The organism is Sphingobium sp. TomMM35A (assembly GCF_054771735.1).
On sequence record NZ_BSRC01000002.1, the window covers coordinates 680714 to 692634 of the forward strand.

General features: G+C 61.5%; 10 protein-coding genes. 1 reads left to right on the forward strand and 9 read right to left on the reverse strand.

Going from position 1 to position 11921, the window contains the following annotated elements:
- Positions 1-219 precede the first annotated feature (219 nt).
- Genes ACYU8T_RS16165 through ACYU8T_RS16175 form a run of 3 tightly spaced genes read right to left on the reverse strand, consistent with a single transcriptional unit; the run spans position 220 to position 2763 of the window.
- Positions 220-528: a cytochrome C gene (locus tag ACYU8T_RS16165; protein ID WP_461160280.1), complete on the reverse strand. Its 309-nt coding sequence runs from the start codon at positions 526-528 to the stop codon at positions 220-222.
- Positions 525-1724 carry a SorA family sulfite dehydrogenase catalytic subunit gene (gene sorA / locus ACYU8T_RS16170; RefSeq protein ID WP_461160281.1) on the reverse strand — a complete coding sequence of 400 codons (1200 nt, stop codon included), beginning with the start codon at positions 1722-1724 and terminating at the stop codon, positions 525-527. The genes ACYU8T_RS16165 and sorA overlap by 4 nt, the downstream gene beginning before the upstream one ends.
- 1 nt (position 1725) lies before the next feature.
- Positions 1726-2763 carry a LysR substrate-binding domain-containing protein gene (locus tag ACYU8T_RS16175; RefSeq protein ID WP_461160282.1) on the reverse strand — a complete coding sequence of 346 codons (1038 nt, stop codon included), beginning with the start codon at positions 2761-2763 and terminating at the stop codon, positions 1726-1728.
- A 382-nt stretch (positions 2764-3145) separates the two neighbouring features.
- Here ACYU8T_RS16175 and ACYU8T_RS16180 point away from each other — a divergent pair, with 382 nt between their 5' ends.
- A complete protein-coding gene (locus ACYU8T_RS16180) occupies positions 3146-3625 on the forward strand; it encodes a hypothetical protein (protein ID WP_461160283.1) in 480 nt (159 codons plus the stop codon).
- On the opposite strand, the gene ACYU8T_RS16185 is transcribed toward ACYU8T_RS16180, so the two are convergent.
- The 6 genes from ACYU8T_RS16185 to ACYU8T_RS16210 form a co-directional block, all read right to left on the reverse strand.
- Positions 3576-5063 (reverse strand): PepSY domain-containing protein, encoded by a 1488-nt coding sequence (locus ACYU8T_RS16185; protein ID WP_461160284.1) that lies wholly within the window; start codon positions 5061-5063, stop codon positions 3576-3578. The two genes, ACYU8T_RS16180 and ACYU8T_RS16185, sit on opposite strands and share 50 nt — an antisense overlap.
- 3 nt (positions 5064-5066) lie before the next feature.
- Positions 5067-7187, reverse strand: a complete 2121-nt coding sequence (locus tag ACYU8T_RS16190) for a TonB-dependent receptor (RefSeq protein ID WP_461160285.1) — start codon at positions 7185-7187, stop codon at positions 5067-5069.
- A gap of 114 nt (positions 7188-7301) precedes the next feature.
- The gene (locus ACYU8T_RS16195; protein ID WP_461160286.1) at positions 7302-8264 is read right to left on the reverse strand and encodes a hypothetical protein; all 963 of its coding nucleotides are present in this window, start codon (positions 8262-8264) and stop codon (positions 7302-7304) included.
- Positions 8261-9046 carry a hypothetical protein gene (locus tag ACYU8T_RS16200; protein ID WP_461160287.1) on the reverse strand — a complete coding sequence of 262 codons (786 nt, stop codon included), beginning with the start codon at positions 9044-9046 and terminating at the stop codon, positions 8261-8263. The genes ACYU8T_RS16195 and ACYU8T_RS16200 overlap by 4 nt, the downstream gene beginning before the upstream one ends.
- Before the next feature lie 2 nt (positions 9047-9048).
- Positions 9049-9465, reverse strand: a complete 417-nt coding sequence (locus ACYU8T_RS16205) for a DUF6152 family protein (protein ID WP_461160288.1) — start codon at positions 9463-9465, stop codon at positions 9049-9051.
- 10 nt (positions 9466-9475) lie between these two features.
- A complete protein-coding gene (locus ACYU8T_RS16210) occupies positions 9476-11890 on the reverse strand; it encodes a TonB-dependent receptor (protein WP_461160289.1) in 2415 nt (804 codons plus the stop codon).
- Positions 11891-11921 lie beyond the last annotated feature (31 nt).

Consider the following 11921-nt stretch of genomic DNA (forward strand, 5'->3'; position numbering starts at 1 on the left):
GGCTGATCCTTCTTTTTGCGCGCGGCGGAAGGGCTGACCCGGCGGGGGACTGGTCCTAGCCGACGGCAGTCGCGCAATGGTTGCCCTCGCCGTGAAGCCCGCATCCGCGCTGACTGCGAGTACACCTTCCAACGTTGCCGGGCGTCCTGATTTTGCCCGGCTTTCGATGATCAGCATGTCGCCCGTGACTTGATCGTCCCCTTCGGATTGGCGGCTGGATCAGCCGTGGGATTGCTGCAGCGCTGCGGTCAGCGCGTCCACTTCGGCAGGATCGACCGGCGCGCCATAGACATTGATCATCTTGTTGACTGCGTCGCGCCAGAATTGCGGGCCTTTGCCGCGCGGCTGGCTGGTGATGTAGTCCAGTGAATGACAGCCCATGCAGTTGTTGACGATCACCTCGCCTCGGGCACCTGCGAGGGTGCCGGGCACATCGTCGGATGGCAGCTGATATTCGCGCGGACGGCCGGACGTGGCGGCGGCGAGCGCACCTGCGCAAAGGACGAGCAGGACAGGTTTGCGGGTCATGCTGCGCGCACCATTATGGTTTCGATGGCGTTTCGCATGTAGCCTGCGGGTTGCCAACGCGGCGACGCAGGTTGTGCTTCGCCATCCTGGCCGACGGCTCTCACCTGAATGCCATGCTCGCCGGCCGGAAGTGCATCCGTAAAGGTCCATTCGCGGAAGGAGTATCGGCCCAGGTCTTCGCCAAGCCGCGCTTCCTTCCAGCTTGCGCCATTGTCGAGCGACAGCTCAACACCGGCGATGCCGCTGCCGCCGTTGAACGCGATCCCTCGAAAGGCGACAGGACTGCCAGCGCGGACGGTCTCCCCGTCCTTGTGGCTCGTTACAAAGGAGCGAATGTTGAAGCGGCCGATCGGCTTGGTCTTGTCGGGCTTCTGTCCAGGCACGACGCAATTGCAGTCGTTGTCGGGGATACGATAAGCGGTCTTCATCCAATAGCCGTCATAATGAGCATCGACGACATTGATCTCGTGCAGATGCTTGATCCAGTAAGTGCCGTAATAGCCGGGCACGATCAGCCGCAGCGGATAGCCGTTAAGGAAAGGCAGATCGGCGCCGTTCATGGCCCAGGCGACCATCACCTCGCCATCGCGGGCATGGTCGATATCCAGCGCCTTTACGAAATCGGGAATGCTATCGACTGGCGGCGCGTCGAGGCCATCGAAGGTGACCTGCCGGGCGCCTTCTCTCACTCCAGCGCAATCCAGCAGCGCCTTTAGCGACACGCCTGTCCAGCGGGCATTGCCCATCGCGCCGTTGCCCAACTGGCCGCCGCCGACGCGCGGATCGGAAAAGCCGCGGCTGTTTCCTGAACATTGGTTGACCGCGACGATCTCCTGACGCGGAAAGTCTCGCTTCAGTGATGCAAGGGACAGCGACAGGGGCTTGCCGACGTGACCTCCGATGGTGAGGCGGAAAGTGGTGGTGTCGATGGTGGTGGGCAAGCCGGACAGGTGGTAACGCACGAAGAAAGCATCGTTCGGCGTCAGCAGCCCTTGATTGAAAATCTCGAATGGCGTTTCCAGCTGCGGTGGACGCATGGTGAGGCCGATCAGCGGGCGCTTCTGCGGCAGCTGCACCAGCGGGCGTTCGCCATTGTCGAAGGGCAGGCGGACCGTCGATGCGCGTACCAAGGCCGGCGCAGCGGCGAGCATGGCCGTCGCTGCGCTGACGAATTGCCGTCTGCTGATACTGTTCATGTCATGTCACTCGCGACGGAGGGTTAGAGGATAAGATGTATGACGCGCCAAAGCGCGCGCCTTGCAGATCGGCGCGGTCGGCAAAGCTCAGCAGCGGCGCTTTGCGATCCAGGGCGGGGCGGCGCTTTGCGCCCGACAGCACCGCCGCATCCAGATGGGGGGCAAGCATCTCCATCAGTTGATAGGCATAGTTGCGCAGCAGCGAGCCCTTGAGCGTCGCTATCTTGGTCACGCTGGCATCGAAGAAGCTGCTTGATCCGGGCACGACAGTCAGGAACTCGCCCGGCCCGTTGCTTACAGCCATTTGCGAAACGATGCCGACGCCCATGCCTAACCGGACATAGGTCTTGATGACGTCGGCATCCATCGCGGTCAGCCTTATGTCGGGCTCTATTCCCGCCTGTTCAAAGGCGTCGTTGATCTGCGAGCGGCCGGAAAATTCCGGATTATAGGTTATGATCGGATAGCGGGCTGTGTCGGCCAGCGACACATGCGCGGCCCTTGTCAGCGGGTGATCGGATGGCACGATAACCACATGCTCCCAGCTGAAGCAGGGGTAGGTCTGAAGCTCGGGAACATCGTCCACAGCTTCGGTTGCGATGCCGATGTCGGCTTCGCCGCGCAACACCTGTTCCACCACATAGCGCGGCGTGCCCTGGCGCAGTTCGATCTCGACCTCGGGGAAGCGCTCGCTGAATCGCAAGAGGACAGGCGGCAGCACGTAATTGGCCTGATTGTGCGTGGTCGCGACGACCAGCCGTCCCTTGTCTTCCTGCACGAACTGTTCGGACAGGCGCTTCAGATTATCCGCCTGGTTCAGCAGCTTGTCGATCAACTGCGCGGCATTTTCCCCGGCCTTTGTGAGGCCGGTCAAGCGCTTTCCGCGCCGGACGAAAATATCCACCTTCAGCTCGGCTTCCAATTCCTTGATCTGCTTACTGACGCCGGACTGCGATGTGCACAGACGGTTCGCAACCTCGGTCAGGTTCAGATTATGCTGGATCGCCGTCCGGACGTAGCGGAGTTGCTGGAAGTTCACAGTGTCCCTCCGTGCCGGAACGGCCCGAAAGCGTGGAATGCCAAACGCCGATGCTCCTGTTGATGCTTCACCTTGTTCCCCTGTCACGCATCGTCAAGCATCCAAGGAAGGGTAGCCTTATTACTCAACTTTATTGATTGAGAAACATTCGATTGACAAGAGCCTTGGTTGTTCGAGCGCGTCGCTCAATGGACGGATGTGAGGCCCTCGAATTCCTTGAATTCTGCCGAGAAATGCAGACTTTATAGCGTCGCCTTTCCGTCGAACTACAGTTCTCCTTTAGACGCTGCGAGAATATCTAATGTCGGTTTCCTTCGTTGAATCGGCGGCACGTCACCCTAAGAGGCGGCTGAACGCATTCCATCACGAAGGCCGGATTCAAATGAAGATGACGCTGGTTACAGGGGTGCTGGCATGTTTGGCTGCAGCCGCCACAGTTGCGAGCGCTCAGCACGACGAAGAGACACAGCTGCCGATCAACGAGTTCATGCGCCATGTCATGCAGCGCAACGCAGAGCAGCTCTGGCAATGGACTGCGCTGGAAATCGGCAAGGATGGCGAGCACTCCGGCAAGCCCGTGAGCGACGACGACTGGGAAAATGCGGAAAGCGACGCGCTGACACTGCAGCAGCTGAGCTATGCATTGGAACTTTCGGCCAATAGCATTCCGGGCACTGAATGGGACAAGCATCTGATGTCGTTCAGGGCGGCCGCCAGCGCTAGCGCGGATGCCGCCGAGCGCAAGGATTTCGCCGCGCTTCAAAAGGCCGGTGACCGGATCGACGAACAATGTGTCGCCTGCCACCTAACGTTCAAACCGGAACTTGAAGCGCCGCCGCCGCCTTTGCCGGACGGCTTTTGACCTTCATCGACTTGCGGCGGGTAAGTCGGCGCCAACCGATGACCAGCCCGCTTGCAGAAGTGACAAGGCCAATCAGCGAGCCCATCCAGATCAGCAGGACGCGCGCCGGGGCGTTGCGGATCAACAGCCCAACATCCCAGCGGTGCAGCATGTCGAAGAGCCAGCGATAGGCGCGGCGGCGCTCATCCATTCGCGCCAGCAATTCGCCGGTACGGGGATCGAGATAGAGCCAGGTGTGGCGGATGTCGCCGAAGCGCAGCTGCAGCACTGGAAGCTGAACATCGCCGGTGACGCTGTACCAGTAGGCATCAGCCGTGCGCAGCAGCTGCGCTTCGGTCATCCGTCCTTCTGGGACAAGCGACGCGGCGGCGGCGATGATGGTGCGGGTGGATAAGGGCGCGGGCCGCGTAGAAGCTAGTAACCAGGTCTCGGCCGGACCACTGGCTGGTAGTATGGTGGCTGTCGCGAGGCCCGCATTGCGCTGGACTCTTACCATGGCGGCCAGTGGCGCCCTGTCGCGCAGGCGATCGAGTGACGCGCTGTCCGGAGCAGCTCCAGCGGCATAATGCTGACCCGTTTGGTCCGAAGCCTTGCTCGCAAAGATGCTGCCGGGATCCACCGAGAGCCAGCCGCTGAATATCCATGTCAACAGGAACAGCCCGCCGGCCAGGCCTGCAATATGATGCCAGAGCATCCAGCCCCGGTAAGGCGTCATGCGCCCGCCCGGAAAGCGCCGCTGCCCGATCCGGGCGCGCATCAGTCCAACCCAAATGCCGCTCAGGGCAGCCGCAATACAGGGACCCGACACCCAAAGGACCACTTGCCGCCATCCCTGCGCATGTTGGCGCAGCAGCGTGGGATAGATCCAGTGCGGAACTGAGCCCACCCAATTCCACAAACGCTGCGATCCTGTCGTGCGTTGCACCGGCTCGCCCGTCGCGGAAGAGACATAGATGACCGTCCTGGCAGGATCATTCATCTCGACCTTCCACAGCGGCCGGTGAGCATTGAAGCCGCCTGCCACTGTCCATTGGTCGCGTTCTATTGGGCGCGCGCGTTTTGCGTCCAGCCGGGCAAAACGCTCCGCCACGCGTCTGGCGAAGCTCCCATCGACCGGGGTCAGGCTGACGCCCCGCCGTGCGGGTGCGCTGGCCCAACTGCCGTCCGGCCGCTCCGCCCGCCACACCGGCACGCTGTCACGCATCAGCAGGTCCAGGCGTGCCGCCCCGGCCATGTCCGGTGGCGGCGGCTGGTCAACCTGCCACCATTCTATCGGCGCTGCCCTCGTCAGGCGGTCTTTCAAAGACAATGATGGGTAGGGAATATGGAGCATGACCAGTCCCGACAGGAACCAGATGCAGAAAAGCAGGCAGCTGCCGATCCCGATCCAGCGATGGACCAGGAAAAGCCAGCGATAGAATTGCCGGGCCGGAACCATGCTCTAGAGTGCGGCGCGCAGCGTCACATCGACTGATCGCGGCCTGCCCAATATCCATTGTTCGTCATTATAGCTGGTGACGGCGTAGCGCTTGCCCGTGAGATTGAAAAGGCGCAGGTCGACTGCGATTGACGGCGCCAGCGCATAGGACAGGCTGGCATCGATCGTTACATAACCCGGAATGCGGAAGCGGTTGCCATTGTCGGACCAGTTCGGCCCCACATAGCGCAGGCCGCCGCGCACCTGGATTTGTGTGACCGCGTCCCACCGCAACCAGAGATTGGCGGTGCGCTCGGGGATGTTTGGCGGTGTGTTGCCCCCATAGTCCTCGTCACCCGACACGAAGTCGTCCAACCGCGCGTCGAGAATGGCGCCGTTCGCCTCGATGCCGAAGCCGTCGCGCAGATCGAGCGAGACGGATGCCTCTACGCCCTTGGTCGATCGCTGCCCGACCTGATCGATCGGGCCGGTCGGCGTGCGCTGTGCAAGCAGACCCTTCTTGACGATGCGGTAGGCGGCGATGGTGGCCGATCCGCGCCCATCGAGGAAGGATGCCTTTGCGCCGATCTCCACTTGATCGCCCTTGGCATGGCTGAAGGCGACTTGGCCGCCCGAATAGGTGGTGAGCGTACCCAGCGGATCGACGCCGGTCGAATATTGCGCGTAGAGCGAGACGTCGGGACGAGGTTGGTAGACCGCCCCGATGCGCCACGTGGTGTTTGCCAACCGCTTGGTAAAGGCAGCCGTTTCCGCCCCCGTGGCGTCGATCGTCCAGCGCTTGACCCGGTCATGTTCATACCGGATGCCGCCCACGATGGAGAAAGCATCGCTAAGCTTCAGCCGATTTTCGGCGAAGAATGCATATTCGCGCGTGGCCGTGCGGTAACGCGGCGCAATGCCTTGCGTGTCGAAGAACAGGCCGGGATTGTATTCATAGGGATTGACCGGGCTGACTTGCGGGTCCGATCCGAAATCATGCGAATAGACGAGGCGGACCGAGTTGAGATCATAGCCGAAGACAAGGTCGTTCGCGATCACGTCCGACAGCGGGGAGTGAAACACTACGCTGCCCTGGCTTCCCCATTGCGTCTGATCGTGGACGATGCCGATATTGTCTGCCCGGTAGATGCTGCCCGGCGTCGACGCATCGCCAATATGGCCATTGGGACAGAAACCATCCTCAGCCACCCAGCAATAGCTTTCAAGATTGCGCCAGAAACGCTTGCTGGTGAGACGATAGACCTGATTGCTGATCGTGACGGCATCGCTGAGCCGCCAATCTAGTTGAAGCGTCGTACGATTGTCCTTGAAGCGCGCCGCGCCGTCCGACACATTATAATTATTCCGCACGATCCGATCATCGATCTCCCCATCGATCAACGGGGTGCCGAAATAACGCATCGGGCGCTGGTCGCCATAATCGTGGCGCAGGGTCATGGCGAAAGTATCGACCGGCTTCCACCGGAGTGTTCCGGATAGCGCCAGGCTGCGGGAACGGCCGCGATCGACATAGCCGTCGGATTGGCGATAGCTAATGTCGGCGCGATAGAAGATCCCGTCGGTTAACGGGCCGCCCATGCCGACCGCAGCGTGGAAGCTGTCCTGCGACCCATAGCCGATTTCAGCGTCGATGCTGGTGCGGTCCTCGCCCGGTTCACGGGGTATCACATTGACCGCGCCGCCAAGCGCGCCTTGGCCATAGAGGACCGACGCGGGACCAGAGAGAATGTGGATACGCTCGATCATCCACGGATCGGTGGGGAAGGTGATCGTGCCCGCAGCGGGAAACAGGCGGACGCCATCTACCAGTTGCAGCACCGATCCTTGTCCCGTGAACCCGCGCGCGGACAGGCTGGTGTTGCCGTTGCCGAGATTGGCGGCGTTGCTGATGCCTGGCGCGCGGCTGACGGCTTCGGCAATGGATTGGTCGCCGCGCGCGCGGATGGCGCTGCCGTCGAGCGTCGTTATGGTAGCGGGCGTTTCCAGCGGCGTGAGGCCGAGCCTGCTGCCCGTCGAGTTTGGCTGCGTCAGGATGGCCGCATCGACATGGCCCGTGACCAGGATCGCGGCGGTATCGGCTGCCTCGGCCCCATGCGCGGCGACCGGCAGAAAGGCGCTCGCCATCATGGTGGTGAAGAGAAGACGGAACGAGCTTGGAGGCATGACGGGAAGGTCCAGGATGAAACACAGCTGACCGGCGCAGGTGCCGACTAGGGTGGAAGGAAAGCGGAACGATGCTTAGCGGGCGATCACCGGTTGGTCCGAGGGAACACCAACAGCACCGCCGCCGAACGGGCCGTTATTTTCGACGCAGACCCTCTCCACACGCTCATTTAATAGAGGCTGGCCCGGACGGTTAGCGGGCTTCACATCATAATGCCAGCCGTCAGGCTTATCGGTTTCGGTATAACGCTTAACCGGAATGGTCGCGGTCCATGGCCGGGAATAGACGGAGGGGTCGGTGAAGGTGGCGACATAGTTGAAACCGCCACCCTTGGCGTCAAAGATATAGCGTTCCATCACACGGCCATTTTCGCTGATATAGTCGCCGTAGCGGCCGAACAGCGCTTTGCCATTCTGGTTCTGGACATCGACCACCAGCGTGTTGCCGTCCCAATGGCCGCGCGAATCTCCGTTCCACAATTTGATCGCGCTGGGCAGATGGGGGCGATTGTCGAGCGGGATGATGCGCGTACCTGAATCGAACAGGAAGACGACATAGTTTGGAAATTGCCGGACTTCGAAACCATGCCACATGTAGGATTTCGGCGCACCGGCCGGGGCGCAGCGCGCCAGCGGCTCGATGTAGCGGGGCTTGTTGGGTTCAGGGAAGTTCCTGGCGAAATCCTCCTGAAGTGCGCGAGCGGCAGGCAGATAGGGGATCTGCCCATCCGCCGGGTCGGTCACGCGGCTGGGCGCGCGCTGGTTGCGGGGCAGGTTCGCCACGTTGGATGGTTCGCCGGGGGGGCCGGCCTGCGGGTCGGTGAAGTTGCTGTGATTGGATATGGTATTGGAATAGAACCCGGAAATATCCGGCTGGCCGTCCGCGAGCTTGGCCCCGGTCCACGCGCCTGACGCGATGACGGGAACCTCTTTCTGCCAGCGGATGCCGCCGCCATTGCCTGGGGCTTGGGGTGCTTGCGCATTGGCCTCGGGCGAGAACGCCAGGAAAACGCAAAGTGCCAGTTTGCTCGGTCTCATTTGACCTCCTTGTGTGGATAAGCCTGCTCATAGGGCAGGGTGAAGCAATAATCCTCGATCAGCTGGAAATTCTTGTCGCGGCGGCGGTTGAGCAGCAGTTCGATCGTCCAGGGTTTGGTGAAGACCTTGGGGTCCTCGATCGTCGCGCGGTAACTGATCGTGTCCTTGTCGGCGTAGCTCCAGCGCTCGACTACATGGAGCGCATCGCTGTGATAATTGCCGGCGCGGTCGAGCCAGGTTTCCTCGTTGAATCCGATGACGTCAACGACCAGCGTGTCGCCCTCCCATTTGGCGCGGGAGTCTCCCAGATAATAGCCGTCGTCGGATTCGGTCTGGTGGCCGGTGCCGTTGGTGAAGATGGTTCGGACCTGATGGCCGAACTGGTGGACAAGCGTCAGGTCGCTGTCGCGCTGGAAGATTTGGAAAGGCGCGGGGTAATAGATGCCGCGCGGCGTTCCGGCGACCCAGCATTTGAGGCGCGGGTCATCCTTTTCCCGCTTGGCGAAGTTGCGCTGCTTCTGGGCGAGCGCTTCGGGGCGGTAGGGGATGGCCCCGCCTTCCACCACACCCGGTCCGGGGGGCGCATCCCGGCGACCCGCATGGGGCTCCAGGTCATAATCGGCTTCGCTCAACGTCTGCCAGATGCCGGAAAAATCGGGGTGCCCATCGGCGCGGCGGGGAATTTGGTCAGTCTGTGCGTCCGCCGCTAGCCCCGCAAAGGCGATTGCCAACAGCGCCGTTGCGGCGGCGAGGCGCCGCGCTTTCATGATCAACTGTGCCATCTTCAACGCCTCACCGGTGCATCAGGCGCGCTGCCGGTCTGCACCTTGCGGCCATTGTCGAGCGTGATCGTAGCGGCATAGCCGAACGGGCCGCCATTCTTCGCGCGATAGCCGCCTATGCGGATATTGGTGCCTGGCTTCACATCTTCTTTGCTGAGGCCATTGGTGCGAAGCGAGCTTGGCGTGCCGAATTCGAAGCCCCAATTGGTGACCGAGCCGTCCTTGTTCTTGACGTCAAGATAGATCCAGCTGTGCGGATTGACGAAGCGTGCCTTGGTAACGGTGCCCTGGATCGCCAGCGGCTTGGCGGAGTCGAACTCCGCCGCGAAGGCGTGATGGGCGATGCTTTGCGTCGCCCATCCGCCCGCTGTCGCTATCAGCGCGGCAACCGCAATGGCGCGGCAGTGATGATGTGCCATTAATCCTCCTTTAAAACTGCGTGCGGAGAAGTGCGCCGACATAGCGGCGGGCGCCGATGCCGTCGTAGCCAACCGGCGCGGTGTTGCTGAAATCGTTGACGCTGGTGGTATAGCGGGTGTCGAAGACGTTTTTGGCGACGACGCTGAGTTCAGTCTTGGCCCCGCCATGATCGCGGATGATGCCGATGCCGGCGTCGGTCAGATTATAACCCTTTTGCCAGCCATAGTCGGACAGTAGCTGTTCCAGATTGTGGCGCGACCGATAACTATTATTGGCAAAAGCGTGGATCGCCCAGCCCGAGTTGCCAATGTCGCCGACATAGTTGAAGCCGGTGATGATCGTCCAACGCGGCGCGCCTACGACTTGGCGGCCTGTGTTGTTGCAGAAGGCAACGCTGGTCGGGTAGGAACGCGGGCAGGTTGCGGTCGACCAATCGGAATAGGTCGCCTTGTTGTAAGCGCCGCCCAGTGTGAGGCTGAGCCCGTCGAGCAAGGCAAGTGCCGCGTCGAACTCCACGCCGCGCGCTTTCACGCCCGGAATGTTGCCGAGGCGCGAACTGTAGCCGGTCGATGATGACGGATCGACCTCGCTCGTGACATTCTGATAGTCCCGAACCTTGGTATAGTAGGCATTGAGGTTCAGGGTCAGCGGTCCGAACTGCCCCTTAAGACCGAGTTCGAAGTCGGTCGTCTTTTCCGGCTTCACGTTGCGGCGGGTGCCGTTATTTTCGAACGCCACCGCGCCCGACTTCCCGCCGCCGCTGGCTGAGGCATAGAGGAGCACGTCGTCCGTCAACTTGTAGCTCGGGTTGATCAGCCACGCGATGGCATCGTCATCGATGGAGTCACCGGTGATCGTGGCGAAATCCGTGCCGATCTGTGCGCTGCGGATGGCGTCTGCCGTGGCATTGCCGGTTGAAACAAGCGGCGCCCCGTCTGCACGGAAAGACGTACGCGTTATGTTGTTCTTTTTCTGCTCACGCGTGTAGCGAATACCTGCGGTGATCGATATGCGATCAGTGACCTTCCAGTCCCCCTGTGCGAAGGCCGCCTGGCTGTCCGACACTGGCTTCTGGTTCGAGAAAGCGAAGATGTTCGCCAACGACGCTCGCAGCAACTCGCGGCCAGCAGCGGAATTAGCCAGAGCATTATACTGCGCATTGGTGGCGTAGAAGGCGCCCGCGTCGGTTCCATAAAGATTGCGGCTGGTGGAATCCGTTTCGATACGGAAGAAATAGAGCCCTGCCTGATATTGGATCGACGGCGTCAGCGCGCCCGAGAGACGGAATTCCTGCGAGAACTGCTCCGTGTCCACCAGCGTCCCACCGCGCGCGATGGCGAAGCGGGTCTGCTCGCTGTCATTTTTCGCGTCGAAATGGAAAGTGCGATAGGCCGAGATCGACTTCAGCTCGACCGGCCCTGTGTCCCACGTCGCAATGATGGACCCGCCGCGATTACGGGTGATAAGCGGTTCGGCCTGATCCATGTCGATGGTGCGCCACGACCCTATGATCGGCGTGTAGCCGCCGAAATAGCTTCGTGCGAGACGGCTGCTGTAGGTCGTCGTGCGCACGGATTTGTCGTTCAGCGTCGCGGGATCGACTATGAATGGCTTAGTATTGCTGTTTTCGTTCGTCTCGGCGGAATCAAAGTTGAGGCGCAGCGAGAAATTGTCGCTAGGCTTGAACAGCAATTGCGCTCGGCCGCCCCAGCGGTCACGCTCATGCCAGTGGCCGCCGCGCGTGTTGACGTTCTCGATATCGCCCTGCTGCTTGTCGACGAAGAAGGACACGCGGAACGCCAGCACGTCATCAACCAGCGAGTTGCTGTACGAGCCGCGCGCCTTGAACGAGGGTGTGGAAAGCCCGCCTTCCGCCTCGATCACGGCTTCGGGCGTGAAGGAAGGCAGCTTGCTAGTATATTTTAGCACGCCGAGCGAGGTGTTCTTGCCGAGCAGCGTCCCCTGTGGGCCGCGCAATATCTCGACCTGCTGAAGGTCGGTGAAGTCCTGGTAGGTCATGCCGACATGGCCGAGGAAGACATCGTCGACGATGACGCCGACGGCCGCTTCCATATTGTCATTGCCGCTGGTCCGCCCGATGCCGCGCAGCGACACGCCAGTGCGGCGAGCGTTGGGGGTGGTGGCCGTGAGGCCGGGCGCGCGCTGGGTCAGGTCGGCGATGGTAAAGACACGCTGCTGAGCGATGGTCTCGCCGCTGACGACCGAGATTGGAATGGGTACGTCGTTGATATCTTCGTCGCGGTTGCGGGCCGTGACGACAATGGCTTCGGCCGCGCCGTCTACGGCCGCGTCCGCCTCCGCTGCGGGAACTGCCGCATAGGCTACGGTTGCTGTGGAGAGGAGAAGCGCCGTGCATAGCAGGGCCGCGCCGCGCGCAGAGGGCTGCGTGTTGGTGATAAACATGATGTGATCCTGAAATGAAGAGATAGGTCGA